This is a genomic window from Azospirillum sp. INR13 (assembly GCF_015390205.1).
GTDB lineage: Bacteria > Pseudomonadota > Alphaproteobacteria > Azospirillales > Azospirillaceae > Azospirillum.
The window spans coordinates 52740-79190 of record NZ_VUOI01000015.1; the positions used below are offsets into that span (position 1 = coordinate 52740).

At 68.1% G+C, this 26451-nt stretch carries 25 protein-coding genes and 2 pseudogenes; 14 read left to right on the forward strand and 13 right to left on the reverse strand.

Features of this window, described 5'->3' with window-relative positions; translation table 11 throughout:
- Positions 1 to 126: 126 nt before the first annotated feature.
- From F1643_RS12910 to rimO, 5 genes are all read right to left on the reverse strand, one after another.
- Positions 127 to 552 carry an OsmC family protein gene (locus F1643_RS12910; RefSeq protein ID WP_149227140.1) on the reverse strand — a complete coding sequence of 142 codons (426 nt, stop codon included), beginning with the start codon at positions 550 to 552 and terminating at the stop codon, positions 127 to 129.
- A gap of 162 nt (positions 553 to 714) precedes the next feature.
- Complete coding sequence (locus F1643_RS12915) at positions 715 to 966, reverse strand: hypothetical protein (protein WP_014189516.1); 252 nt, start codon at positions 964 to 966, stop codon at positions 715 to 717.
- 144 nt (positions 967 to 1110) lie between these two features.
- Positions 1111 to 1278 carry a hypothetical protein gene (locus F1643_RS12920; protein ID WP_188092527.1) on the reverse strand — a complete coding sequence of 56 codons (168 nt, stop codon included), beginning with the start codon at positions 1276 to 1278 and terminating at the stop codon, positions 1111 to 1113.
- Between the two features lie 36 nt (positions 1279 to 1314).
- Positions 1315 to 1680, reverse strand: a complete 366-nt coding sequence (locus F1643_RS12925; protein ID WP_194913574.1) for an HNH endonuclease — start codon at positions 1678 to 1680, stop codon at positions 1315 to 1317.
- Between the two features lie 24 nt (positions 1681 to 1704).
- Entirely contained in the window at positions 1705 to 3024 is a 1320-nt protein-coding gene (gene rimO, locus F1643_RS12930) for a 30S ribosomal protein S12 methylthiotransferase RimO (protein WP_194913614.1), read from the reverse strand.
- 492 nt (positions 3025 to 3516) lie between these two features.
- Between rimO and F1643_RS12935 the strand changes: the two genes are divergently transcribed.
- Positions 3517 to 3969, forward strand: a complete 453-nt coding sequence (locus F1643_RS12935; protein WP_149227146.1) for a MarR family winged helix-turn-helix transcriptional regulator — start codon at positions 3517 to 3519, stop codon at positions 3967 to 3969.
- Positions 3970 to 4021: 52 nt separating this feature from the next.
- Here the strand turns inward: F1643_RS12935 and F1643_RS12940 are convergent, their stop codons facing one another.
- A complete protein-coding gene (locus tag F1643_RS12940; protein ID WP_255542728.1) occupies positions 4022 to 5005 on the reverse strand; it encodes a DUF1624 domain-containing protein in 984 nt (327 codons plus the stop codon).
- Positions 5002 to 5886 carry a hypothetical protein gene (locus F1643_RS12945; protein ID WP_194913576.1) on the reverse strand — a complete coding sequence of 295 codons (885 nt, stop codon included), beginning with the start codon at positions 5884 to 5886 and terminating at the stop codon, positions 5002 to 5004. The genes F1643_RS12940 and F1643_RS12945 overlap by 4 nt, the downstream gene beginning before the upstream one ends.
- Positions 5887 to 6071: 185 nt before the next feature.
- Between F1643_RS12945 and F1643_RS12950 the strand changes: the two genes are divergently transcribed.
- Positions 6072 to 6626 carry a hypothetical protein gene (locus F1643_RS12950; RefSeq protein WP_194913578.1) on the forward strand — a complete coding sequence of 185 codons (555 nt, stop codon included), beginning with the start codon at positions 6072 to 6074 and terminating at the stop codon, positions 6624 to 6626.
- Positions 6627 to 6638: 12 nt separating this feature from the next.
- On the opposite strand, the gene F1643_RS12955 is transcribed toward F1643_RS12950, so the two are convergent.
- The 3 genes from F1643_RS12955 to F1643_RS12965 form a co-directional block, all read right to left on the reverse strand.
- Positions 6639 to 7274: a hypothetical protein gene (locus F1643_RS12955; protein WP_194913579.1), complete on the reverse strand. Its 636-nt coding sequence runs from the start codon at positions 7272 to 7274 to the stop codon at positions 6639 to 6641.
- Positions 7275 to 7371: 97 nt separating this feature from the next.
- On the reverse strand, positions 7372 to 7602 hold the full coding sequence (locus F1643_RS12960) for a hypothetical protein (protein WP_194913580.1): 231 nt from the start codon (positions 7600 to 7602) through the stop codon (positions 7372 to 7374).
- A gap of 210 nt (positions 7603 to 7812) precedes the next feature.
- Positions 7813 to 8805, reverse strand: coding sequence for a LysR family transcriptional regulator (locus F1643_RS12965; protein WP_194913581.1), 993 nt, complete (start codon positions 8803 to 8805; stop codon positions 7813 to 7815).
- Between the two features lie 151 nt (positions 8806 to 8956).
- On the opposite strand from F1643_RS12965, the gene F1643_RS12970 reads away from it, so the two are divergent.
- Positions 8957 to 10129: a mandelate racemase/muconate lactonizing enzyme family protein gene (locus tag F1643_RS12970; protein WP_194913582.1), complete on the forward strand. Its 1173-nt coding sequence runs from the start codon at positions 8957 to 8959 to the stop codon at positions 10127 to 10129.
- A 582-nt stretch (positions 10130 to 10711) separates the two neighbouring features.
- Positions 10712 to 11266 carry a carbonic anhydrase gene (locus F1643_RS12975; protein ID WP_194913584.1) on the forward strand — a complete coding sequence of 185 codons (555 nt, stop codon included), beginning with the start codon at positions 10712 to 10714 and terminating at the stop codon, positions 11264 to 11266.
- 47 nt (positions 11267 to 11313) lie between these two features.
- On the opposite strand, the gene nadC is transcribed toward F1643_RS12975, so the two are convergent.
- The 3 genes from nadC to nadA all read right to left on the reverse strand — a co-directional run bounded on the left by nadC (position 11314) and on the right by nadA (position 14986).
- Positions 11314 to 12147, reverse strand: coding sequence for a carboxylating nicotinate-nucleotide diphosphorylase (gene nadC, locus F1643_RS12980; protein ID WP_194913585.1), 834 nt, complete (start codon positions 12145 to 12147; stop codon positions 11314 to 11316).
- Positions 12132 to 13766, reverse strand: coding sequence for an L-aspartate oxidase (locus F1643_RS12985; RefSeq protein WP_194913586.1), 1635 nt, complete (start codon positions 13764 to 13766; stop codon positions 12132 to 12134). Before F1643_RS12985 ends, nadC begins: the two co-directional genes overlap by 16 nt.
- A gap of 209 nt (positions 13767 to 13975) precedes the next feature.
- A complete protein-coding gene (nadA, locus tag F1643_RS12990; protein WP_149227168.1) occupies positions 13976 to 14986 on the reverse strand; it encodes a quinolinate synthase NadA in 1011 nt (336 codons plus the stop codon).
- A gap of 171 nt (positions 14987 to 15157) precedes the next feature.
- On the opposite strand from nadA, the gene F1643_RS12995 reads away from it, so the two are divergent.
- The 10 genes and pseudogenes from F1643_RS12995 (at position 15158) to F1643_RS13040 (ending at position 26386) form a co-directional block, all read left to right on the forward strand.
- On the forward strand, positions 15158 to 15334 hold the full coding sequence (locus F1643_RS12995) for a hypothetical protein (RefSeq protein WP_188092531.1): 177 nt from the start codon (positions 15158 to 15160) through the stop codon (positions 15332 to 15334).
- 139 nt (positions 15335 to 15473) lie between these two features.
- Positions 15474 to 16082, forward strand: a complete 609-nt coding sequence (locus F1643_RS13000) for a molecular chaperone (RefSeq protein ID WP_194913587.1) — start codon at positions 15474 to 15476, stop codon at positions 16080 to 16082.
- Positions 16079 to 16288: a twin-arginine translocation signal domain-containing protein gene (locus tag F1643_RS13005; protein WP_194913588.1), complete on the forward strand. Its 210-nt coding sequence runs from the start codon at positions 16079 to 16081 to the stop codon at positions 16286 to 16288. Before F1643_RS13000 ends, F1643_RS13005 begins: the two co-directional genes overlap by 4 nt.
- A 19-nt stretch (positions 16289 to 16307) precedes the next feature.
- Positions 16308 to 19213 (forward strand): annotated as a pseudogene (locus F1643_RS13010) (formate dehydrogenase subunit alpha).
- Between the two features lie 29 nt (positions 19214 to 19242).
- On the forward strand, positions 19243 to 19878 hold the full coding sequence (fdh3B, locus tag F1643_RS13015; protein WP_194913589.1) for a formate dehydrogenase FDH3 subunit beta: 636 nt from the start codon (positions 19243 to 19245) through the stop codon (positions 19876 to 19878).
- A gap of 171 nt (positions 19879 to 20049) precedes the next feature.
- Positions 20050 to 21051: a formate dehydrogenase subunit gamma gene (locus F1643_RS13020; RefSeq protein WP_194913590.1), complete on the forward strand. Its 1002-nt coding sequence runs from the start codon at positions 20050 to 20052 to the stop codon at positions 21049 to 21051.
- Between the two features lie 156 nt (positions 21052 to 21207).
- The gene (adh, locus tag F1643_RS13025) at positions 21208 to 22728 is read left to right on the forward strand and encodes an aldehyde dehydrogenase (protein WP_194913591.1); all 1521 of its coding nucleotides are present in this window, start codon (positions 21208 to 21210) and stop codon (positions 22726 to 22728) included.
- 185 nt (positions 22729 to 22913) lie between these two features.
- A pseudogene (locus F1643_RS13030) lies at positions 22914 to 23215 on the forward strand (DUF779 domain-containing protein).
- Positions 23216 to 23371: 156 nt separating this feature from the next.
- On the forward strand, positions 23372 to 24544 hold the full coding sequence (nosP, locus tag F1643_RS13035; protein WP_370540583.1) for a nitric oxide-sensing protein NosP: 1173 nt from the start codon (positions 23372 to 23374) through the stop codon (positions 24542 to 24544).
- Positions 24545 to 24547: 3 nt separating this feature from the next.
- A complete protein-coding gene (locus tag F1643_RS13040) occupies positions 24548 to 26386 on the forward strand; it encodes a hybrid sensor histidine kinase/response regulator (RefSeq protein WP_194913594.1) in 1839 nt (612 codons plus the stop codon).
- Positions 26387 to 26451: the final 65 nt, after the last annotated feature.

Below are 26451 nucleotides of genomic sequence, written 5' to 3' on the forward strand. Positions count from 1 at the left end.
GCGGCGCGGACGACCCCTTGCCTTCCGGCAGGTTCATGCCGGCCAAGTCGATTTATTATCTCCGTCGGCACGCCAAGGGGCGAATGCGCCGCCCGTCGACCGGGCGGCGCACGGATCGCCGTGGCGTCAGACCAGCTTGGCGGTCAGGCTGATCTCGGTGCCGGCGAGCGCCTTCGACACCGGGCAGTTGGCCTTGGCGCCGGCCGCCTGCTCCTGGAAGGTGGCCTCGTCGATGCCGGGGATCTCCGCCTCGCACTCCAGCTCGATCCGGCTGATGGCAAATCCGGCGCCGGCCTTTTCCAGATGGACCTTGGCGGTGGTGTGGACGCGGGTCGGGGTGTGGCCGGCTTGGGCGAGCCCGGCCGACAACGCCATGGAGAAGCAGCCGGCATGGGCTGCCGCGATCAGCTCCTCCGGATTGGTACCCTGGCCGTTTTCAAAGCGGGACGGGAAGGAATAGGCGCCTTCGAAGGCGCCGCTGCCCAGCCGCATCTTGCCGCTGCCCGATTTCAGGTCGCCGCGCCATTCGGCGTCCGATTGCCGCATCGCCATGTCGGTGTCTCCCCTTCAGGTCATGGTGGTTCCGGCCCGCGCGTCGGGACCGGTCGAGCCTGACCTAGGGCGGTGGGACGTTGCGGCCAGCCGTATAACACCATCGCGCGATTTGGCGCGCCGAACCGGCGCGGGGGAACGGCGCATTGGAACGTCCGGCGGTCAGGCTTCCTGGACGGTTTCGATTTCCGACAGGTCGGACAGGCGGCGGGCCAGCCGTTCGGTGCAGCGGACCTCCAGGATGCCGAAGCCGGCGTTGGGAGCGATGGCGTGCAGGTCGCCGGCCATGCCGTTCTCGCTGGCCAGCCGGCGGACGCGCTCCACCATGGCATCCCGTTCCGGCCGGCCGGGGCGCAGGCCGGGCAGCGGCCGGGTGAAATGGAGCTTGTAGCGTTTGAAGATCGAAGGAGCCATCGGGTCACGGGTGCGAGGTGGGGGCGGTCGCCTGGGGCATGACGTCTCGATATCACGCCCCTGGGCGCCGCCCCCCTGATCTCGCACAGGTCTCGCACAGGCCGGGCATGGGATGCCAGCCCGAAAAGTCCCCGGACCCGCCGATTACTTCTTGGGCTCGACATTCTCCGCGCCGGCGCGGGTGCCGCCGAAGCGGTCGGCCCCCTTGGCATCGGGGGCGTCCGGCTTCTTGTGGTTGCCGGTGTTCTGCTCGCCCTCGGTGTGGCGGATGGTCTGTTCGGTGTGGGGCTGCTTGTTCTGCGAACCGGTCATCGGGGGGAGTCTCCCATTATATAAGGTATCCTCCCATCAACCGGATCGGGCGCCTTGCCGTTCCCGCGCGATCGCCAGAGCCACCGCCATCCACCGCTCCTCCTCGTCGGCCCCCTCATCCCCGTCGCGCAGCGCACGCAACGGGGACCAGACGCCGAGCCGGCTGGAGCGGCGCAGTGCGAAGAAGCGGTCGAGTTCCTCGTCGGTCGGCAGACGGTCGTCCTTGCGCTGGTTGCAGCGGCGATGCGCCAGCACGACGTTGGCCGGATCGTCGATCCCGCCATAGGCCTGGGGGATCAGGTGGTCGAAGGTCGCCTTCGCCCCCACCGGCCCGTCGCAGAAGAAGCAGCGCCCGCCCTGCTGGACGTCCATCAGTTCGGCATCGTCCGGCGTGACGGGCATGGCGCTCTCCGGTCCGGTTGTGGGTTACAGGTCGCGCTCGACGCTGCCCCACAGGTCGTATTCGTCGGCATGCTCGATGGTGACGTCGACCATGTCGCCGGGCTTCAGGCCGGTCTCGCCGTTCAGGAAGACGTTGCCGTCGATCTCCGGCGCGTCGGCGTAGGAGCGGCCGATGGCCCCGTCCTCGTCCACCTCGTCGATCAGCACGCCCAGCGTCCAGCCCACCTTCTGCTGGAGCCGTTCGGCGCTGATGGCCTTCTGCGTCTCCATGAAGCGTTCCCAGCGCTCCTGCTTGACCTCTTCCGGGACGGCGCCGGGCAGGTCGTTGGCGGTCGCACCCTCCACCGGCTCGTACTTGAAGCAGCCGACGCGGTCGAGCTGGGCCTCCTTCAGCCAGTCCAGCATGAACTGGAAGTCCTCCTCCGTCTCGCCGGGGAAGCCGGTGATGAAGGTGGAGCGCAGGACCAGATGCGGGCAGTCCTGCCGCCACTTGCGGATGCGGTCCAGCTGCTTTTCCTGGGCGGCCGGGCGGCGCATCGCCTTCAGCACGGTGGGCGAGGCATGCTGGAACGGGATGTCGAGATAGGGGAGGATTCTGCCTTCCGCCATCAGCGGGATGACCTCGTCCACATGCGGGTAGGGGTAGACGTAATGCAGGCGGACCCACAGGTCGAAGTTCGCCAACTCGTTGCATAGGTCGAAGAAGCGGGTGCGGACCTCGCGGTCGTACCATTTCTCCGACTTGTACTTCACGTCGACGCCGTAGGCGCTGGTGTCCTGGGAGATGACCAGCAGTTCCTTGACGCCGGCGACCGCCAGCTTTTCCGCCTCGCGCAGGACCGAATGGATCGGCCGGCTGACCAGATCGCCGCGCAAGGACGGGATGATGCAGAAGCTGCAGCGGTTGTTGCAGCCTTCGGAAATCTTCAGGTAGGCGTAGTGGCGCGGGGTCAGCCGCAGCCCTTCCGGCGGCACCAGGTCGGTGAAGGGGTTGTGCGTCGGAGGCACCGCCTCGTGCACCGCGGTGACCACCTGTTCATACTGGTGGGGACCGGTGACGGCCAGCACGCCGGGGTGGATTTGCCGGATCAGGTCCGATTCAACGCCCATGCAGCCGGTGACGATGACCCGCCCGTTTTCCTTGATCGCCTCGCCGATGGCGTCCAGCGATTCCTTCTTGGCGCTGTCGAGGAAGCCGCAGGTGTTGACCAGCACGACGTCCGCGCCGTCGTAGCTGGGGGAGATCTCGTACCCCTCCGCGCGCAGGCGCGTGAGGATGCGCTCTGAATCGACGAGCGCTTTGGGGCAGCCGAGGCTGACGATGCCGACCTTCGGGGCGCCCATGGTCTGGGCGGCGGCCGGCGATGCGGACTTCGGAACGGGGGATGTGGTCATCGCGCGCGTATACCGCCGAATCGAAGATTACGCCAGTGAAACATGGCGGCGAAGCGGATCGGCATGGCCGATATGTCGATTTCGCCTGTGTTCCACAAGGGTTTCCTGCAGCCGAGCCTTGACCGGATCGCCTCCGGCGATGCGACAATTCGCAACAAACGAGCGAAGTGTTCACGGTTCCGTTTTCAGTTCAGTCGCGCTACAGTATGTGACGATCTCATGATCGACGTGGCTGCCGCCTTTCAGCGATAGCCGCCTGCCTCTTTGTATGGCCATCGTATAGCCACTAAACTTTATAGAGTGGAAAAAATGGACTTCGCAAAAGTGCGCGGCGTTGCTGCGGGACGGATGTCGGTGCGGAAGAACGGTGCGCTGGATCGCACTTCGATCGGTTCTCCCATCGGAGCGGGTTCGATCGGAGCCGGATCCATGGGAGCCGGAATGGACATCGCCCACTCGGATCACACCGGCGGCGCGTCGCCGCAGGCCATTGCCGACGTGATGCTGCAGATCGCCCACATCGCGGACAGCCTGGGCTATACCCACGGGCTGAAGCCGTCGCAGTGGACGGCATTGCGCTATTTCGCCGGCGCCAACAACAGCCAGCGCACCGTGTCGGCCTTCGCCGACTTCCACGCCACCACGCGCGGCGCCGCCTCGCAGATGGTGGAAGTGCTGGTGGGCAAGGAACTGCTGGTCCGCGTTCCGGTTCCGGAGGATCGCCGCGTCACCCAGCTGCATCCGACGCCCAAGGCACTGGAACTGCTGCGCCACGATCCGCTCAACGACTTCGCGGGTGTCATCGACACCCTGCCGCCCGAGGACCAGTACCGTCTGGCCGAGACGCTGACCAGCCTGCTGCGCGGCCTGCTGGAAAAGCGCCAGTCTGTTTGATCCATCCGGTCTGATCGGTTGAGGGCGGCCAGCCACCCGGCCGCACCCACCCTCAGGGCTTGCGGCAGACGGCAACCGCGTCTTCGAGCCCGCGCTGTTCCCGCTCGCTCAGGCGATTGGCGACGAAGCCTTCCCACAGCCCCTTCCGCGCCAACTCCGACTGCACGCACCGGCAGTTGGCGGTGCAGGTTGCCGACGCGACGCCGGCGCGCTCGCAGTTCGCCACGCAGGCGGCCCGGAAATCGCGCACGGCAGGTGCCTCCACCGGCAGGAGTTGTGCCGCGGCCCAGGCGACGGCGAACAGCAGCGGCTGGTGCAGCAGATAGACCGCAAGGCTGTGCCGTCCGGCCAGCGCCAGAATCCGCCCGGCGGCACCGCTCACCGCCACGCCCTCGCCGATCCCCGGCCATAGCCGTGCCAGCCAGATTCCCGTCAGCACGGCGCCGATCCAGGGCAGGACCGGCACGAAATCGTTGGAATCCGGCGCTACCGTGGTCAGCCCGATCCACCGCAGCCATGGGTTGTCGAAGATGGCAAAGGACAGCGAGGTGCCGGCCAGCACCGCCGCCGCAGCCGCCATCAGGGTCGGTGCCGCCGGCAGACGGACGAAGGCAAGGCCGACGATGCTCGCCAGTACGATGTGGTGCAGCACGCCGAAGAAGATCGGGCTGTCGGGGAACAGGGCGTAGGATGCCGCCGAAACCGCCGCCGCCCCGGCCGCCACCCGTCCCAGCCGGCGCAGGAAGCGTCCGGTGTCGAGGCCGTCGCGGGTCGCCAGCACCAGCCCGACGCCGGCAAGCAGCAGAAAGCTCGACAGGATCATGGTGCGGGCGGCGAGCCAGAGCGGATCGCCCAGCAGGTCGAAGCGGGCGAGCCCGAAATAGGTGGCGTCCCAGCTGGCGTGATAGAGGGCCATGGCGACCAGCGCCAACCCACGCGCGACGTCGATTGCCGGGCGGCGCGATCCGCCCGCTTTGGAACCGCCTGCCGTGCCCTGGGTTGGACCTTCCGCCGGCACCCCGTCGACCGCACTCATGATCCCGTCATCCCCACGCCGAAAATCCATCCTTCCTGCCGTCGGGCCGTCCCGTCCAGCCCCGGAGGCGTCCAGGCCCGCGGGATGCCGGCGAGCCGGCGCAGGCCGGCGACCGAAACCAGCGCGTCGCTGTCATGGTCGCTGATGATGCCGGTCCGCTCCAGCGGACGCGAGCCCAACCGGCGCAATGCCTCGTCCAACTCGGCGGCATCGCGGATCTTGCGCTGGCCGAAGCCGGTGTGTTTCAGGAACAGGCGCGGGTAGATCTCCACCATCACGCTGCCGTCCGGCGCCGGGTCCTCGAAGGGCCAGACCGCCAGCCGTCCGGGCAATGCCGCGCGCAGGGCGCGCAGCACCCGCATGCCGGCGAGCGCCCCCTTGCCGACCTGACGCGAGCCGATCAGCTTGTACGGACTCTGCGGATGGCCGAGCCCGTCGGCGCGGCAGGCCCATTCGGTCGCCCGGTGCGGATCCTCGTACCAGTCCGGCTGCGGCCCGCGGTGCCAGAAGCCGGCGCCATGCAGCGGATGCACGGCGAAAGGGCCGCCGCCGAAATCGGGTTCGCCGGCACAGGCCTGCTCCACCGCGTCCCACAGGTCGAAGACGGAGGCTTCCCGGCCGGGAAAGCCGCGCGCCGCCACCGCGAAGGGCAGGGAGAAGGCGCAGTCGATGCCGACCAATGCCGGTTCGCGCGCCAGTTCCGTTCGCAGCCAGTCGAACAGAGCCGTCCGCGACCACCAGCCGCCGTGACCGTCCACCAGAATGGGGGCCGAATCGCCGTCCCGGCACTCCGCCACCGCGATGCCGGCATAGCGCTTGCCGCGGGCGCCGGACCAGTCGATGGCGATGAAGCGGGGGAAGGCGGCACTGTTCAAGGACATGAGGCGGTATCTGATCGTTGCGGGACACCCGCCAGCATTAGCGGAGCCGCCGACCATTGGGCAATGCATATGATATGCCCCGGCTTGGTGGTCTGCGTGCACCCGTGTTACTATAGGTACCCCTCCATTCATCCGCCTTCGGAGGGGCATAGGCGAGCCATTTTCACTTTTTGGGCGAGAGATCCATGACCATCCATCAGATGATCAACCTCAGCACCACTGCCGTGCCGCAGGGCAGCCCCGGCCTGGCCTTGTATGCCGCGGCAACCAATCATTTCGTCCATTTCCACGGATTTCGCAATCTCGGTTTCGGCTATGAAGCCTGCAATGCCGCGGTGGCGGTGCAGAAGCGAGCGGATCTGACATCCTATCCCAATTTCTCGGTCTGTTTCGGATCGTCACGCCTGCATACGGGCCTTGATCCGGTGTTCAACACCGTATCGGACGACATCAACCCGAGAAGCCCCTTCGCCTCGTCCCAGCGCGAACAGCATGCCGAACAGACGGCCATTCTGATTGCCTGCGATCAATATGCGCTGTGGACCGACCAGAATGGCCGATGCCACATCTACGTCGACTACAGCCCGTGCGAAAACTGCGAACCATGGCTGGAAAACCGCATGGAAGATTGGGTGGTCTATTACCGGGCCGCCCTTAACCTGTCGAGCAGCATGGTCAAGGAACGCAAGGACACCCATAAGCAGCAGTTCGGGCAGTTCTTCGGCACGAAATTCAAATAGGGCGCGGGAGGCTCAGACCGTCACCGATACGAGGCCACCGGGCGATCCGCCGTAGCGCCCGGCCGCCGCAGCGGGCGTGAAGCCGGAGGTAGCCGGAACCGCGCCGGTGGACGGCGTACCGGGCGACGCCGCACCGGTGGCGGCTGCCGACCCGCTGTCCACCGATCCGCCGGCGAAGGACGTGCCGCCGCCCAACCCAGTCCCTGCAGTGCTCCAGGCCGTTGCGGCGCCCGCCCGCGATGTCGTTCCGTTGCTCAAGCCATCGGTGGAACCGGCAGCCGGATCGGCCTTGCCGCCGCTTGCCGTCTGCGTCCCGGTGGATTTCCTCTGGTCGTCCTGCGCAAGACGGTCGGCGGCGCGGCGGTATTCCTCGACGACGCGCTGGGACGGGATCTGGTCCTGGGTTTCGCCGGTATCGAAGTCGCGGAAATAGAGCACCGCGACCCGTGCGCCCTGATCGTAGCGCAGATAGGGGCTGATATAGCCTGGGCCGGAGGACTTCCCCGCTTCCCCCCCGGCGGCGGTGCTGCCGGTCTGGGTGGGCGAGGGTTGGACGGAGCCGGCCGAAGAGGCGGCGACGCCGGCCTCCATCGGCTGGAAGGCCGTCGGGCGGACTGCCGTCGTGCTGGAAACGCCACGGATCTCCATCGGTGCCTCCCGCGTCTGTTGTCCGCCGACTGGAGCGGGCCGTTGCCGGGCGCTCCGTTTCTCTCTCCCGCCGTTCCGGCCGTGCGACAGGTGCCGATCAGACCGTGATGTTCAGGGTCTGGCCACGGGTCGGGGTGGTGTTGCCGCCGCCGGAACCGGACTGGACGCTCTGCGCCTCCTGCTGGCGGCGGGTGCGTTCGTCCTGGTCTTCCTGTGCGGATTCGACCGGCGAGGTGGACCGCTGCGCCGCGGCCGGACCGCTGCTGAGCGGGGTGACGTAGGACTGCTGCTGATAGCCGCCGATACCGCCGATGCTGCTCACGCCCATGATGGTTCCTCCGGTCGCTGGTGCGACGCTTCTTGGACCAGCCGGCGAACAGGTCTTGGCTTCGGTCATCCGACCGGTGGTGTCGGGGCCCGGCTGCACCCCAAACTAGGCAAATTTTGCCTGATCGAAAGGGTTAGCGCCAGCGAAATCGACTCGTTGAACGATCATCGGCGGGAATGTCAACGAACAAAGTGCCTTAAGGGGCGAGCGTCACAACTCTTTTTCCATGGGATGTTCCAACTCGGCAACCGCGATGGCGGGCTCCGGCGACGACTCGGCATTGCGCCACAGCGCGGCCTCCACCGCGAGCGTCCAGAAGCTTTCCGCCGCCTTGCTCTGGCGCGCGCGGGGACGGACCAGCCGGATCTGCACCGGCACGGTCCAGCGTGCGTCGCCGGCGGGCACGCCTGCCCGAACCAGGGTTCCGCGGGCCAGATCCTCGGCGATCAGGCTTTCCGGCAGCCATGCCACCCCGCGCCCGTCGCGCGCCAGCGTGCGCAGAACCGCCGCGAGATGAGAGGTGAAGACGGTGTCGAGCGCGCCCGGCAACGGCTGCACCGCCCGCACCGCCTCCAGGATGCGGCCCATGCCGGACTCGCGGCTGTAGGACAGGTGCGGCAGCGCCGCGGCTTCTCCGTTGGACAGCAGATGACGGGGCCGGCCATCGGCATCCGGGGCGGTCACCGCCAGCAGCCGGTCGTTGCCGACGACGATGGAGCGGAAGGACTCCGCGTCGAGCCGGCCGGCGGCCGCCGGGTGGGCGTGGCACAGCAGGAACTGCGCCTGGCCTGCCAGCATCAGCCGCTCGCAGGCCTCCATGCTGTCCGACGACAGGGTGATGGCGCCCAGCCGCGCGCGGGCTTCCAGCGCCCGCAGCCAGGAGGGGAAGAAGGTGAGCGACAGCGCGTGCGTGGCGGCGAAGCGCAGGGTCGCGGCCTCCGACTGGGCGGCGAGCCGCGCCTCCTCGCGACCCTGCAGCAGGCGGCGCACCGTTTCGTCGGCGAAGGGGCGGAAGCGGCGCCCGGCCTCCGTCAGGGTCACCGGCTGGCCGCTGCGGTCGAACAGCGGGGTGCCGGCCCAATCCTCCAGCGCGCGGATGCGGCGGCTGAAGGCCGGCTGGGTCAGGTGGCGCGCGTCGGCGGCGCGGGAGAAGTTGCCGCAATCCACCAGCGCCAGGAAATCGTCGAGCCAGGAGAGTTCCATCGCCCAATCTTCGTCACGTCTGCCAAGCCGGCTTTCCGCCGGCTATGCCGAACCCGCATGATGCGTTCCGGCCTTGGCATTGGCCCGGCGGCCCTCACCATCCCTACAGTGCCGGCACGAAACGCGCCACCACGCTGCAAGAGGAACCGCCATGCGCATCGTCGAAATCCGCGAGCAGACCGCCGGCATCAAGTCCGACATCGCCAACGCCTTCATCGATTTCAGCCAGATGACCTGCAGCGTGGTGGCGGTGGTCACCGACGTGGTGCGCGACGGCAAGCCGGTGATCGGCTACGGCTTCAACTCCAACGGCCGCTATGCCGCGGGCGGGCTGCTGCGCGAGCGCTTCATTCCCCGGCTGATGTCGGCCGCTCCCGACAGCCTGCTGGACGACACGGGCGAAAACCTGGACCCGTTCCGCATCTGGGCGCGGCTGATGACCAACGAGAAGCCGGGCGGCCATGGCGAGCGCTCCGTCGCCGTCGGCACCATCGACATGGCGGTGTGGGATGCCGTGGCGAAGATCGCCGGCGTGCCGCTCTACCGCCTGCTGGCCGACCGTTTCCGCGGCGGGGTGGCCGACGACAGCGTCTGGGTCTACGCGGCCGGCGGCTATTACTATCCCGGCAAGGATGTGACGGCGCTGCAGGACGAGATGCGCAGCTACCGCGACCGCGGCTACAAGGTCGTGAAGATGAAGATCGGCGGCGCCCCGCTGGAGGAGGATCTGCGCCGGATCGACGCGGTGCTGGAGGTGGTGGGATCGGGCGGGAACCTGTGCGTCGACGCCAACGGCCGCTTCGACCTCGACACCGCCATCGCCTATGCGGAGGCGCTGAAGCCCTACGGCCTGTTCTGGTATGAGGAGGCGGGCGATCCGCTCGATTATGCGCTGCAAGCCGAACTCGCCGACCATTACGACCGCCCGATGGCGACCGGCGAGAACCTCTTCTCCCACCAGGACGCCCGCAACCTGATCCGTCATGGCGGCATGCGCCCCGACCGCGACTGGCTGCAGTTCGACTGCGCACTGAGCTATGGGCTGGTGGAGTATATGCGCACGCTGGACATGCTGAAGGAGAACGGCTGGTCCAGCCGGCGCGTGGTCCCGCACGGCGGGCACCAGATGTCGCTGAACATCGCCGCCGGCCTGCATCTGGGCGGCAACGAATCCTATCCCGACGTCTTCAAGCCCTTCTGCGGCTTCGCCGACGGCATCGCCGTGGAGGACGGCCGGGTGCGCCTGCCCGACCTGCCCGGCATCGGGTTCGAGGCCAAGTCGGAGCTGTTCGCGACCATGAGCGGCCTGCTGGAAACCCGATGAAAATGGTCTGGTATGGACTCCAAACCTGTCCGTATGGGAGACGGAGCAGCGGCAGGCGAATCGGCCATTGACCAAGCGCCCTGCTGTGTCAATCTATTGGTGGTCGCAACGTTTCAGAAAGGAGGTGATCCAATGTCTCATGGAGCCAGTCCGGTTGTCGCCGCATTGTTCGGTCTCGCCGCACTCCTGACGGCTGGGATCGCCAACGCGGAGTGTTCGTCCAGCCACAGCGCGAGCGTATCGCCGCCGCCGGCCTCCGGCACCGTCGGATCGGTCGGAGCCCCGGCGCCCAGCAGCACGCGCGGCGGATGATCGCCGCACGCTGACGACCAGGAACGTCCATGCTTTGGAACGGGCCGCCCCTCACCGGGCGGCCCGTTTCTTTTGTGCCCTCGTTTCTTTTGTGCCATTGAGGGGCGCGATTACACGGTTGCGGGCCAAGCTTTCCGAAAAATGCCACTGAGATGAACGATCATTGCTTTTCCACTTGATGGAAGCCCCATATTGAAATTTTTTACCATTTGCCTGCCACCATCACGCGTGAAACCCCCGATATGGGTTCGGGGCGTGTTGGAGGGCACAATGGATCATTCGACCGGTCATGACCACGGCTGCTGCCAGGGCGAACACAGCTCGCGCCGCGGGTTCCTGAAGCTGGCGACGCTGGGGGCCGGCGTGACTCTGATGGCGCCGATGATGATGAGCCGCCCGGCCCGCGCCGGCAGCGTCGACACGCTTCTGCTGTCCTGCATGGACTATCGCCTGATGGGCCATGTCGCCGGCTATATGAACGCCCGCAACATGCAGGCGAACTACGACCACGTCATCCTGGCCGGCGCCAGCCTGGGCGCCCTGACCGACAAGAAGCCCGCCTGGGGCGAGGCGTTCTGGGACCATGTCGCGGTCGCCAAGGAGTTGCACCACATCAAGCGCGTGATCGTCATGGATCACCGCGACTGCGGCGCCTACAAGGTCTTCCTCGGCATGGACGTGGCGTCCGATGCGGCCAAGGAGGCCGAGGTGCACGGCCAGTACCTGACCAAGCTGAAGGCGATGGTCAAGGAACGCCACCCCGACCTCGAGGTCGAACTGCTGCTGATGAACCTGGACGGCACGGTCGAGAAGCTGGCGGCGTAGGATCTGAAGTTCCCCCTCTCCCCTTGCGGGAGAGGGGATTATCGCCCTCACATATCAAGCCCCAAATCCAGGTTCGGGGCGCTGTGGGTCAGCCAGCCGCAGCTGATCATGTCGACGCCGGTATCGGCGATGGCGCGGACGGTGGCGAGCGTGACGTTGCCCGAGGCTTCGGTCAGCAGCCGGCCGTCCACCATGCGTACGGCGCGGCGCAGCGTGTCCGGGTCCATGTTGTCGAGCAGCACGACATCGACCGGCAGGCCCAGCAGCTCGTCCAGCTGGTCGAGCGTGTCGACCTCCACCTCCACTTTCACCATGTGGCCGATGGCGGCGCGGACGCGCTCCACCGCCGGACGCACGCCGCCGGCGACCGCGATGTGGTTGTCCTTGATGAGGACGGCGTCATCCAGCCCGAAGCGGTGGTTGAAGCCGCCGCCCAGCTTCACCGCATGCTTTTCCAGAACGCGCAGGCCGGGGGTGGTCTTGCGGGTGCAGACGATGCGGGCACTGGTCCCCTCCACCTCGCGCACCAGCGCGCGGGTGGCGGTGGCGATGCCGGACAGCCGGCCCATCAGGTTCAGGGCCGTGCGTTCCGCCGTCAGCAGGGCGCGGGCCTTGCCGGTCAGGGTGGCGATGGTGCCGCCGGGAGGCACGTCGTCGCCATCGGCGCGCTCCACCGTCACCGAGATGCCGGGATCGAGCAGGCGGAAGGCGATCAGCGCCGCTTCCAGTCCGGCGACGCGGCCGTCCTTGCGGGCGGCGATGCGGGCGGTCGCCACCGCCTCGGCCGGGATGATGCTGTCGGTGGTGATGTCGCCGGCCCGGCCCAGATCCTCCGCCAGGGCGGCGCGGACGATGGGCTCGACGGTCAGAGGATGCAGCATGCGGCGTCTCCGGGCAGGGGACCGGCGGTGCCGGCCAGTTCGCTGAGGGTCAGGGTGCGGCGGGTGAAGGCGGGGTTCGGCAGCGGATGGTCGCTGCGGCAATGGGCGCCGCGGCTCTCCTCCCGTGCCAGCGCGGCATGGACGACCAGCCGGCCGACCAGCAGCCGGTTGCGCGCCTCGCCCCACTGGCGGACGACCTCGGGTGGAGCCGCGTCGCCGTCCTCGCAGCGCAACGTGTCCAGCGCTGCGGCCAGCCGGTCCAGTTTGCGCCGGGCGGCCAGCAGCCCCAGCCCGTCGCGGACCAGCCCGGCCCCTTCGTAGAGCGCCGTCCGCGCCTCCGCCCCGATGGCATCGAGCAGGGCGTGGCCGACATCGGCGGCGACCGCCGGCGGACGGGGCAGGGCGAAGGGCGGCAGCGGAGCCAGGGGGCGTTCGGCAACGTCGCGGGCGACGCGGGCGCCGAAGACCAGCGCCTCCAGCAGCGAATTGCTGGCAAGCCGGTTGGCGCCGTGGACGCCGGTGCAGGCGACCTCGCCGCAGGCCCACAGTCCTTCCAGGCTGGTGCGACCGTCGGCGTCGGTGACCACCCCGCCCATGTGGTAGTGGGCGGCGGGCGCCACCGGCATCGGTTCCGCGAACGGGTCGAGCCCATGGTCGGCGCACAGCGCCAGCACGGTGGGGAAGCCGTCCGGCTTGGCGGCCAGCGCCGGGCGCAGATCGAGGAACACCGGCTCCCCCGCCGCGACGCGCCGGCCGATGGCGCGGGCGACCACGTCGCGCGGCGCCAGCTCCGCCAGCGGATGCTCGTCCGGCATGAAGCGGTGGCCCTGGCGGTCGAGCAGGATGGCGCCAGCACCGCGCAGCGCCTCGGTCAGCAGCGGCACCGGGTCTGCATCGACGGCGAGCGCGGTGGGGTGGAACTGCACGAATTCCAGGTCGGCCAGCCGGGCACCGGCCCGCGCGGCGATGGCCAGCCCGTCGCCGGTGGCCTCCGCCGGGTTGGTGGTGCGGGCGAAGGCGGCGCCGATGCCGCCGGTCGCCAGGATGACGCGGGGGGCGCGGTGCAGCACCCAGCCCTGCGGATGGCAGGCCAGCAGGCCGCAGACCCGGCCGTTGCGCAGCACGAGATCGACGGCGAACGCATCCGTCTCCACCCGCATCGACGGGGTGGCGCGCAGGCGCTCGGCCAGGGCGGTGACCAGCGTGCGGCCGGTGGCGTCTCCCCCGGCATGGACGATGCGCGCGGCGCCATGGGCGGCCTCGCGCCCCAGCAGCGGCGAGCCGTCGGCGGCGCGGTCGAAGGGAAGGCCGTCCTCCAGCAGGCGGCGGATCAGCGCGGCGCCGTCGCGGGTCAGCAGGGCCGCCATCGCGGCGTCGACCAGCCCGGCGCCGGCGGCGACGGTGTCGGCGGCATGGTCCTCCGGCCGGTCGCCGGGGCCGACCGCGGCGGCAACGCCGCCCTGGGCATAGAGGCTGGAGCCGCCGGGCAGGCCGGCGGTCTTGGTGATGAGCGTGACCGCGCGGGGCGCCAGTTGCAGCGCCGCTGTCATCCCGGCAAGGCCGGAGCCGACGACGATCACCTCGGCATCGCGGACATCGTAAGGCGTGCTGGAGATCATGGGGGGACTCCTACACAACGCGGATCAATCCCTTCTCCCCCCTGCTCACGCGCAAACTTCGTTTGCGCTGACGCGACAGGCGGACCTTTGGTCCGCCGAAAGCGGGGAGAAGGTTGGGATGAGGGGGTTCGGCGAATCCGAAGACGTTCGGCAGATGCATCCCCCTCACCCCGACCCTCTCCCCGGGGGAGAGGGGGAGTTGGGAACACTCACTTCGGCTTCACCGCCAGCATGCGCTCCACCGAGCGGCGGGCGCGGGCGGCGAGCGCGTCGGGAATCTCGACCCGCGGTTCCAGGGTCTGCAGCGACTCCAGGATGCTCGACAGCGTCACCGTCTTCATATGCGGGCAGAGGTTGCAGGGGCGTACGAACTCCGTCTCCGGCGAAGCGGCGGCGACGTTGTCGCTCATCGAGCATTCGGTGACCATCAGCACCCGTGGTGGCTTCTCCGAACCGACGAAGTCGATCATGCGGGCGGTGGAGCCGACGAAATCGGCGGCCTCCAGCACGTCCGGCGGGCATTCGGGATGGGCGATCACGGTCAGCCGGTCGAAACGGCGGCGGAAATCCTCGATCTCCGCTCCGGTGAAGCGCTCATGCACCTCGCAATGGCCTTTCCAGGCGATGATCTCCACCTTGGTCTGGGTCGCGACGTATTTCGCCAGATACTCGTCGGGCAGGAAGATCACCCGGTCGACGCCCAGGGATTCCACCACCTCCACCGCATTGCCCGAGGTGCAGCAGATGTCGACCTCCGCCTTCACCTCGGCCGAGGTGTTGACGTAGGCGACCACCGGCACGCCGGGATGCGCCTCGCGCAGAAGGCGGACATCGGCGGCGGTGATGCTGTCGGCCAGCGAGCAGCCGGCGTTGCGGCTGGGGATCAGCACCGTCTTGCCCGGGTTCAGCAGCTTCGCCGTCTCCGCCATGAAATGCACGCCGGCCAGCACGATCACGTCGGCGTCGGTCTGCGTCGCCTTGGCGGCCAGCGCCAGGCTGTCGCCGACGATGTCGGCCACGCCGTGGAAGATCTCCGGCGTCTGGTAGTTGTGCGCCAGGATGACGGCGTTGCGCTCGCGCTTCAGCTCGTTGATGGCGTGGACCAGCGGCGCATGGAAGGGCCACTCGATGGCCGGCACGACACGCTTCATGCGGTCATAGATCGGCGCGGTCGCCGCGGCGACGGCGGGGGTGTAGGCGAGTTCGGCGACCTCGGGCATCGGGCTGCTCCGCTGTATGCTCTTTCTGAGCAAAACCATATGTGCTCTGTTAGAGCATATCAAGCGGAAAAGACGGCGGGGAAACATTCCGGCGTCGGGGGTGTTGTGGCGGACGTGGATGGGGCCGTCCGCGCGGCCTCGCCCCGGATCGTGCTGTCTGGAGAAATGCCGATGAAAGCCTTCCTCGCCGCGCTCTGCGCCATCGTCGTGCTGGCGGGTGGCGCCTGGGCGGTCATGCCGACGCTGTTCGCGCGAAGCGCCGACGAGACTTTCGCCTCCGCCGGCGTGCGGGTGGGGGAGGAGGCGTCCATCGAACACCGCAACTTCTCCGGCCGTCCGCAGAAGTAACCCCGTGGGCGGGGGAAAAGGATGACCCCGGTGGGGTAGCCCCGACCGGGCAGGGCAACCTTTGCGCCCGCCGGCCGTTATCCCAGTCTGGGTCTTTTGTGGCCTTCGCGATCTGTCGGGAGGGGCTTGCGGGAGTGTGATGACGGTTCATGATCCGGAAAGCGGCGCGGATGCCCTGCGCGCCGACGTCTACCGGCTGCTGGCGCTGACGCTGGCGGCTCCGCCCTCCGCCGACCTGCTGGAACTGCTCGGCGGCCTGACGGGCGATGCCACGGCGATCGGCAATGCCTTCGACGACCTCGCGTCGCGCGCCCGCGGCACCAGCCCGCAGGAGGCGGAGCGGGAGTTCAACGCGCTGTTCATCGGCGTCGTCCAGGGCGAGCTGGTCCCCTATGCCTCCTACTACCGCACCGGCTTCCTGACCGACCGGCCGCTGTCGGCCCTGCGCGCCGACCTGCAGGCGCTGGGGCTTGAACGCGCGCCGGACGTCTCGGAGCCGGAGGACCACATCGCCGCGCTCTGCGACGTGATGGCCGTGCTGATCCGCGAAGGGGCCGATCCGGCCGTGCAGCGGCACATGCTGGACAGCCACCTGAAGCCCTGGGCCGGGCGATTCTTCCAGGATTTGGAAACGGCGGAGGCTGCCGGTCTCTACCGCCCGGTCGGCGCCATCGGCCGCCTGTTCCTGGAGATCGAGCAGGAAGCCCTCGATAGACAAACAGACCAGCTGGAGGGAGCCGACGCATGAAGACGCCGCCAGAACCCCCGCGCAATCCCCTGCAGCGCCGCGACATCCTGAAGACGCTGGGGCTGGGGGCGGCGGGCGCCGCCGCCGTGGCCGTGCTGCCCGGCGGCGAGGAGGCGCAGGCCATGGAATCGCCGCAGGAGCAGGTGAAGGCCCGCTACCGCGAAACCGAACACGTCAAGCGCTTCTACGCGCTGAACCGCCTCTAGAGCGGTCCGGAGGGTGTCCATGCTGGTCAAACGGTCCTCAGCGAAAGCGTCGCGTGGCAAAAGCTCCGGTCTGTTCGGAGCGCTGGCCGACAGCCTGGAGTCGGGCGTCAGCCGCCGCGGCTTCCTGCGCCGGTCCGGCCTTGCCGCGGGCGGCATCGCCGCCGTCGGCGCCCTACCGGGTGCGATGATCCGCAAGGCCGAGGCGGGTCCCATCCTGCCGAACATCGAGGTGGTGACACGCAAGAACGTCTGCACCCACTGTTCGGTCGGCTGCACGGTTATCGCGGAGGTGCAGAACGGCGTCTGGGTCGGGCAGGAACCGGGTTGGGAAAGCCCGATCAACCAGGGCACCCACTGCGCCAAGGTGCATCGGTGCGCGAGCTGACCAAGGGCACCCGGCGGGTCAAATATCCCCTCAAGCTGGTCGACGGCGTGTGGCAGCGCATCGGCTGGGACCAGGCGATCGAGGAGATCGGCAACCAGCTGGCGGACATCCGGCAGGCGTCGGGACCGGATGCGGTGTTCTGGTTGGGCTCTGCCAAGTTCTCCAACGAGGGCGCCTATCTCTACCGCAAGCTGGCGGCCTTCTGGGGGACCAACAACGTCGACCATCAGGCGCGCATCTGCCATTCCACCACGGTCGCCGGCGTGGCGAACACGTGGGGCTACGGCGCCATGACCAACAGCTACAACGACATCCAGAACTCCAAGGCGTTGCTGATCGTCGGCGGCAACCCGGCGGAGGCGCATCCGGTGTCGATGCAGCACATGCTGCGCGGCAAGGAGCACAACCGCGCGCCCTTCATCGTCATCGACCCGCGCTTCACCCGCACCGCCGCGCACGCCACCGAATATGTCCGCATCCGTCCCGGCACCGACATCCCGGTCGCCTGGGGCCTGCTGTGGCACATCTTCGAAAACGGCTGGGAGGACAAGGAGTATATCCGCCAGCGCGTCTACGGCATGGACGAGATCCGCGCCGAGGTGAAGAAGTGGACGCCTGAGGAGGTGGAGCGGGTGACCGGCGTCCCCGGCTCGCAGCTGCGCCGGGTGGCGGAGGTGATTGCCAAAAGCAAGCCCAGCACCGTGATCTGGTGCATGGGCGTCACCCAGCACACGGTGGGCACCGCCAATGTCCGCGCGCTGTCGATCCTGCAGCTGGCGCTGGGCAACATCGGGATTGCCGGCGGCGGCGCCAACATCTACCGCGGCCACTGCAACGTGCAGGGCGCCACCGATTTCGGCCTCGATGTCAGCACGCTGCCGGCCTATTACGGGCTTGCCGAAGGGGCATGGAAGCATTTCGCCCGCGTGTGGGATGTCGAGTACGACTATCTGAGGGGCCGCTTCGGCTCCAAGGATCTGATGGAGGCCAAGGGCATCCCGACCACCCGCTGGTTCGACGCGGTGCTCGCCAAGCCGGGCGAGATCGACCAGCCCAGCCCCTTGCGCGCCATGATGTGCTTCGGCCATGGCGGCAACACCGTCACCCGCATGCCGGAGATGGTGAAGGGACTGGAGAAGCTCAGCCTCCTGGTCATCGCCGACCCGCACCCGACCACCTTCGCCGCCATCAAGGAACGGCGCAACGGCACCTACATCCTGCCGGCCTGCACCCAGTTCGAGACCGACGGGTCGCGCACCTGCTCCAACCGCTCGATGCAGTGGGGCGAGAGGGTGGTGGAGCCGATCTTCGAATCGAAGGACGACTACACGATCATCTACCTGCTGGCCCGCAAGCTGGGCTTCGCCGACGAGATGTTCAAGCACATCACGGTGGAGAACACGCGCCCGGTGCCGGAGGACATCCTGCGCGAGATGAACCGCGGCTGCCTGTCCATCGGCGCCACCGGCCAGTCGCCGGAGCGGCTGAAGATGCACATGAAGCATCAGGCCGATTTCGACAAGATCACCATGCGGGCAGCCTCCGGCCCCTGCGCCGGCGACTATTACGGCCTGCCCTGGCCCAGCTGGGGCCATCCGGAGATCAGGCATCCGGGATCGGCGGTGCTCTACGACACCTCCCGCCATGTGATGGACGGCGGCGGCGTCTTCCGCGCCCGTTTCGGGGTGGAGCGCAACGGCGTCTCGCTGCTGGCCGACGGCTCCTATTCCAAGGGCTCGGAGATCGAGGACGGCTATCCCGAATTCACCATGGCCGTGCTGAAGAAGCTGGGCTGGGACAAGGACCTGACGCCGGAGGAGACGCGCGTCATCCAGGCCATCGGCGGGGCGGATGTGGACAGCGTCAGCTGGCAGACCGACCTGTCGATGGGCATCATCCGCGTCGCGCTGAAGCATGGCTGCGTGCCGCACGGGAACGCCAAGGCGCGCGCCGTCGCCTGGAACCTGCCCGACCCGGTGCCGATCCACCGCGAGCCGATCTATTCCCCGCGGCCGGAGCTGGTGAAGGCCTACCCGGCCATCGAGGACCGGCGCGACTTCCGCCTGGTCCAGCTTGCCCGCTCGCTGCAGTTCAAGGTGGCGGACAGCGACCTGCGCCAACGCTTCCCCATGGTGCTGACCTCCGGCCGTCTGGTCGAGTACGAGGGCGGCGGCGAGGAGACCCGCTCCAACGTCTGGCTGGCGGAGTTGCAGCAGGACATGTTCGTGGAGATCAACACCGGGGATGCCGAACGGCTTGGCATCAAGGACGGCGCCTGGGTCTGGGTCCATGGGCCGGAGGATGGCGGCAAGGCCAAGGTGAAGGCGCTGGTGACCGACCGCGTCGGCGGCGGCACGGTGTTCATGCCCTTCCACTTCTCCGGCTTCTGGCAGGGCGAGTCCTTGCGCGGCAACTACCCGCCCGACACCGACCCCATCGTGCTGGGCGAACCGGTCAACGGGGTGACGACCTACGGCTACGACCCCGTCACCTTCATGCAGGAAACCAAGGTCACCCTCTGCCGGGTCGAGCCGGCGTGAGCGGAACGCGACAGGGAAGCAGGTAGAACATGGCCCGGATGAAGTTCCTGTGCGACGCCGAACGCTGCATCGAATGCAACGCCTGCGTCACCGCCTGCAAGAACGAGCATGAGGTCCCCTGGAGCATCAACCGTCGCCGGCTGGTCACGCTGAACGACGGCAAGCCTGGCGAACGGTCGATCTCCATGGCCTGCATGCATTGCAACGACCCGCCCTGCGCCGCGGTGTGCCCGGTCGACTGCTTCCTGCAGACCGCCGACGGGGTGGTGCTGCACAGCAAGGACCTGTGCATCGGCTGCGGCTATTGCTTCTACGCCTGCCCGTTCGGTGCGCCGCAATTCCCGCGCACCACCGATTTCGGCAGCCGCGGCAAGATGGACAAGTGCACCTTCTGCGCCGGCGGCCCCGAAGCGGACAACAGCGTCGAGGAATACCAGAAATACGGCTCCAACCGCTTGGCGGAAGGCAAGCTGCCCTTGTGTGCGGAGATGTGCTCGACCCGCGCGCTGATGGGCGGCGACGGCGCCGTGCTGGCCGACATCTACCAGGAACGCTCGCTGCGCCGCGGCTACGGCTCCGGCGCGCCCGGCTGGTCCACCGCCTACGGCCGCAACGACCGCGGCTCTCCTTTCGCGCCCGGCGGGCCGGGTACGGGAGGGGCGTGAGGAGTTCCGAAGGAGAGCGACGTTAGACCCCCACCTAACCTCCCCCGCTGGGCGGGGGAGGGACTGCCGCTCCTCTCCCGTATAAGAACTGACTCCCTCCCCCGCCCAGCGGGGGAGGGTTGGGGTGGGGGCAAGCGAAGCAAGAAGTCGCCTAATCGGGAGACCCAACCCATGCGCCCAACTCTGCGCCCCCTGCACCTCCTTCTGCTGCTGATCGTCCTGCTGGCCGCTCCGACTTTCGCACAAGCGCAGCTCTATCAGGCGCCCGGCCCCAACTCGCCCACCACCAAGGAGCAGGTGCCGCTCTACGTCCCGCAGGACGACAAGCTGATCGGCCGCGTCAGCATCCCCGACGAGAAGCTGGCGGTGCTGGTCCAGCCGGAAGGGCGGGAATGGCGGGAATGGCGCAGCCACACGCTGCGGCTGGCGATCGGCGGGCTGGCGATCGGCATGACCGCCGTGCTGACGATCTTCTTCCTCTATCGCGGCACCATCCGAATCCATGGCGGCAAGGCGGGGCGGCTGGTCCTGCGCTTCAACGGGCTGGACCGCTTCGCCCATTGGACGACGGCGGTCAGCTTCCTGGCGATGGCGCTGACCGGCGTGATCCTCACCTTCGGCCGGACTCTTCTGATCCCGCTGATCGGCCATCAGGCCTTCACCCCGCTGGCGGAATATTCGAAGTCGATCCACAACTTCGTCAGCGTGCCCTTCGTCGTCGGGCTGCTGATGATCGTGGCGCTCTGGATGCGCGACAACATTCCGGAAAAGTCCGACTGGCAATGGGTCAAGACCGGTGGCGGCCTGTTTTCCAAGGCCGGCGGCCATCATCCGGAAGCCGGGCGCTTCAACGCCGGACAGAAGGGGGTGTTCTGGGGCATCGTGCTGGGCGGGATCGGCATGACGGTCACCGGCTATCTGCTGATGGTGCCCTTCGCCTTCACCGGGATCGGCGGCATGCAGATCATGCACGTCATCCACGGGCTGCTGGCGGCCGTGCTGATCGCGGTGGTGATCGGCCACATCTACATCGGCACCATCGGCATGGAAGGCGCCTTCGACGCCATGGGCAGCGGTGAGGTGGACGAGGCCTGGGCCATCGAGCATCACCGCCGCTGGTACCAGGAGCAGCTGCGCAAGGGCTATGTCGAGGGCCGTCATCCCGCAGAGTGAGCGGCGGGATCGGGTGGTGCACGAACAATCCCGCCACCCGATCTTCTCCTTCCATAGTACAATTTACCCTCCACCTCCCAGAGTGGCTGAATGGCGCAGACAAACGCGCTGGACCGGGGACCTGTCCGGTTCGCCACACTGAGAGGAACGGCCCAAATGCTCCACCAGGCTCTCGACACGCTCCAGAAGCAGATCGCGCTCCGCCCCCGCTACGACAACTTTATCGGCGGCCAGTGGGTGGCTCCGGTGGACGGCCAATACTTCACCAACGTGACCCCGATTACCGGCAAGGCGCTGTGCGAGGTCGCCCGTTCCCAGGCCGCCGACGTGGAACTGGCGCTCGACGCCGCCCACAAGGCCAAGGATGCCTGGGGCCGCACCTCGCCGACCGAGCGCTCGAACATCCTGCTGAAGATCGCCGACCGCATGGAAGAGCGGCTGGAGGTCATCGCCCTGGCCGAGACGCTGGACAACGGCAAGCCGATCCGCGAGACCCGCGCCGCCGACGTTCCGCTCGCCATCGACCATTTCCGCTATTACGCCGGCTGCATCCGCGCCCAGGAAGGCTCGATCGCCGAGATCGACCACACCACCTACGCCTACCACTTCCATGAGCCGCTGGGCGTCGTCGGCCAGATCATCCCCTGGAACTTCCCGCTGCTGATGGCCGCCTGGAAGCTGGCCCCGGCGCTGGCCGCCGGCAACTGCATCGTGCTGAAGCCGGCCGAGCAGACCCCGATGGCGATCATGGTCCTGATGGACATCGTCGGCGACCTGCTGCCGCCCGGCGTCGTCAACGTCGTCAACGGCTTCGGCATCGAGGCGGGCAAGCCGCTCGCCACCTCCAAGCGCATCGCCAAGATCGCCTTCACCGGCGAGACCTCGACCGGCCGCCTGATCCTGCAATACGCCTCGGAGAACATCATCCCGTCGACCGTCGAGCTGGGCGGCAAGTCGCCGAACATCTTCTTCGAAGACGTGATGGCCGCCGACGACGAGTTCCTGGACAAGGCGCTGGAAGGCTTCGCGATGTTCGCGCTGAACCAGGGCGAGGTCTGCACCTGCCCCAGCCGCGTCCTGATCCAGAAGTCGATCTACGACCGCTTCATCAAGCTGGCGGTGGAGCGCGTCGCCAAGATCACCCAGGGCCATCCGCTGGACGGCGCCACCATGATCGGCGCCCAGGCCTCGCAGGAGCAGCTGGAGAAGATCCTCTCCTACATCGAGATCGGCAAGGCCGAGGGCGCCAAGGTCCTGCTCGGCGGCGAGCGTTCCCATCTGGGCGGCGAACTGGAGGGCGGCTATTTCGTGCAGCCGACCATCCTGGAAGGCCACAACAAGATGCGCATCTTCCAGGAGGAGATCTTCGGCCCGGTCGTCGCCGTGACCACCTTCGAGACCGAGGAAGAGGCGCTGGCCATCGCCAACGACAGCGAGTTCGGCCTGGGCGCCGGCGTGTGGAGCCGTGACGGCAACCGCGCCTTCCGCATGGGCCGCGGCATCCAGGCCGGCCGCGTGTGGACCAACTGCTACCACCTGTACCCGGCGCACGCCGCCTTCGGTGGCTACAAGAAGTCCGGCATCGGCCGCGAGACGCACAAGATGATGCTCGACCACTACCAGCAGACCAAGAACCTGCTGGTCAGCTACAGCCCGAAAGCGCTCGGCTTCTTCTGAGCCCTGCTCCTCCCTATCGGGCAAACCTGGGCCGGGGGCGCGTCCCCCGGCCTTTTTTCTTTCCCCGCGTGGTTTCGTGATAAAGGACCACCATGCCAGCCGCCCCCACGCCCACGGACCGCGTCATCGCCACCCCCGAAGCCATCGCCCTGCTGGACCGCCTGTCGGCCAAGCACGGCCCGCTGATGCTGCACCTGTCGGGCGGCTGCTGCGACGGGTCGGCGCCGCTCTGCCTGCCGCTGGGGAGTTCCGTCTGGGCGAGCGCGACCTTTGTCTCGGCACGGTCGCCGGTGCGCCCTTCTGCATGGGCGACGACACCTTCCAATGGTGGCGCAACACCCAGGTCATCCTGGACGTTATCCAGGCGCGCGGCGGCGGCTTCTCGATCGAGGCGCCGGACGGCGTGCGCTTCACCGCCAAGGCCCGCCTGTTCACGGATGAGGAATTGGCGGGCCTTTCCGATCCGCAACCTGCAAACACTCTCTGACAGACCATCACCGGGGAGCCATCCTCCACCATGTCCTCCTTCACCGGCCCGCGGATTGGCCTTGCCCGCCGCCATCCCTGGAGTACCCTTGCCGGATCGCATCCGCGGACGGAGCGGGAGGTGCAGGGGGAAGCCATGTCCGCACGGGAGACTTCCGTGAAGGGGCCGGCGAGGACGGCGACCGGCGACGGCATGCCGCGCGCCGTCACCCATGCCGAACGCCCCGAAGAGGCGGCAAGGGAGCTGCGCGCCGGGCTGGGCGATGTGGCGCTGGAACTGGTGCTCGTCTTCTGCGCGCCCAGTTACGACCGCCACGCCCTGGCCGATGCGCTGGCGGCGGAGTTCGGCATGGTGCCGGTGATCGGCTGCACCACAGCGGGGGAGATCGGCCCCGGCGGCTACACCACCAACGCCCTGGTGGCGGTGGGCTTCCCGACCGAGGATTTCTGCGTCGTCACGGCACTCGTGGACCATGTCGACCGCTTCGAGATCGCCGACAGCACGGCCATCGCGCGCTCCCTGCTGTCGCGGCGCGACCGGGCGCTGGCCTCGCGGCCGGTGCCGCTGGGCGAGGACGCCCGCAGCTTCGCCATGCTGCTGATCGACGGCCTGTCGATGAGCGAGGAGACGGTGGTCAGCGCACTGCACAGCGCGCTGATCGACATCCCGCTGTTCGGCGCCTCGGCCGGCGACGACCTGCATTTCGAGCGTACCTTCGTCCTGCATGAGGGCGCGTTCCACCCCAACGCGGCGGTGGTGGCGCTGTTCACGACCAACCGCCCCTTCACCGTCTTCCGCACCCAGCATTTCGTCAGTTCCGACCGCAAGATGGTGGTCACCGGCGCCGATCCGCAGCACCGCATCGTCCATGAGATCAATGCCGAGCCGGCGGGCCGCGAATACGCCCGGCTGGTCGGGCTGGAGGGGGAGCCGCTGACCCCGATGATCTTCGCCTCCCACCCGGTGGTGGTGCGGGTCGGCGGCCAGTACCATGTCCGGTCCATCCAGAAGGTGAACGACGACGAGAGCCTGACCTTCTTCTGCGCCATCGACGAGGGCATCGTCCTGACCGTGGCGGAGGGGGTGGATCCCGTTTCCAACTTCGACGGGCTGATCGAGGGCATCGAGGCGGAGGTCGGCGCGCCCGACCTGATCCTCGGCTGCGACTGCATCCTGCGCCGGCTGGAGATGGAGCAGCGGCAATTGAATGCGGTGATGTCGGAACGGTTGGCCCGTCACCGGGTTGTCGGATTTTGCGCCTATGGCGAACAGGTGAACGGCATGCACGTCAACCAGACCTTCACGGGCGTCGCCATCGGAGGGCGCTAAGCCATGGCCGGCATCCCCACCCGCAGCCTGACCGCCGGGACGATCGACCCCGCCGACCGCATCGCCGAGCTTGAGCGCGAGAACGCCAAGCTCCAGCGCATCAACAAGGTGTTGATGGACCGTGTCGAGCGGTCGATGGACTTCCAGGGCGGCGCCTTCTCGCTGTTCCAAACCGCCATCGTGCTGGAGCAGAAGATCCGCGAGCGCACGCTGGAGCTGGAACGCGCCCTGCATAAGCTGGAGGACAGCAACCGCGACCTCGCCCGCGCCAAGGAGCTGGCGGACACCATGCGCACCCGGCTGTTCGAGGCGATCGAGTCGGTGAACGAGGGATTTGCCCTGTTCGACTCCGCGGACCGGCTGGTGCTGTGCAATCGCAAATACCTGTCCTACTGGCCCTCGGTGGCCGGGCGCATCCAGGCCGGCATCCGCTTCAACGATCTGGTGGCGATGGTCGCCGCCGCCGGCGCGGTCAGCGAGCCGCCGCCCGACGTCTGGCTGCGCGAGCGGATGGAGCATCGCCACGACCTGAAGGGCGTTTTCCTGAACCGGCTGTCGGATGGCCGCTGGATCCAGGTGAACGAGCGGCGCACGCGGGACGGCGGCATCGTCGGCGTCTACACCGACATCACCGTCATCAAGCGCGAGGAGGAGCGGCGGCGCGAATCCGAACAGGCGGAGAAGTCCGCGCTGATGATGCTGAACGACCAGCTGCAGCAGGCGAAATCCCAGGCCGATCAGGCCAATTTGTCCAAGACCCGCTTCATCGCCGCCGCCAGCCACGACCTGCTGCAGCCGTTGAACGCCGCCCGCCTGTTCGTCTCGGCGCTCGCCGACCTGGAGCAGCCGGCCGGCAATGCCGAACTGGTGGACAACATCGACCTCGCCCTGGCGTCGGTGGAGGATCTGCTGTCGGCGTTGCTGGATATCTCCAAGCTCGACGCCGGGGCGGTGACGCCGGAGCTGACCGATTTCCCTCTGCGCGGCATCCTGGCGCCGCTCGCCACCGAATATGCCGCCGTGGCGGCGGAGCGCGGCATCGACCTCAAGGTGGTGGGATCGGGGGCGGTGGTGCGCAGCGACATGCGGCTGCTGCGCCGGATCGTGCAGAATTTCCTGTCCAATGCCTTGCGCTATGTCCAGGGCGGCCGGGTGGTGGTTGGCTGCCGCCGGACCGGCGACGGCATCCGCATCGAGGTGTGGGACAACGGGCCCGGCATCCCGCGCGACAAGATCGCCGAGATCTTCCAGGAATTCCGCCGTCTCGACACGCCCGTCACCAAGGGGCGCGACCGTGGCATGGGGCTGGGCCTCGCCATCGTCGACCGCGTCGCCCGCATGCTGGACCACCCGATCACCGTGCGGTCTGAGCCGGGCCGCGGTTCGGTCTTCGCCGTCACCGTGCCGCGGGGGACGGAGCGCCGCGCCGTGCGCCCGGCCAGCATCGCCGCCCGGCCGATGACCAACCGGCTGGCCGGCACCTCGGTGCTGGTGCTGGACAACGAGCCGGCGGTGGTGGCGGGGATGGAGGCACTGTTGCGTGGCTGGGCCTGCGACGTGGTGTCGGCCACCAACGGCGACGAGGCGCTGGCCATGCTGTCCGGCATGCCGCAGCCGCCGGACCTGCTGATCGCCGACTATCACCTCGACGACGGGGCGCTGGGCGTCAACGAGGTGGCGCGGCTGCGCGCCGCCTGCGGCCGCATCCTGCCCGCCGTGATCGTCACCGCCAACCGCACGCCGGAACTGGCGGACGAGGCCAAGGCGGCCGGCTGTCTGGTGCTGAACAAGCCGGTCAAGCCGGCGCAGCTGCGCGCGGTGATGTCGGGGCTGGTGGGATAGTGCGGCTGGAAAGTGGCGTGATGATTTACCGGTAACGCCTTACCGGCTCGGCTGTTGTCGGTTCT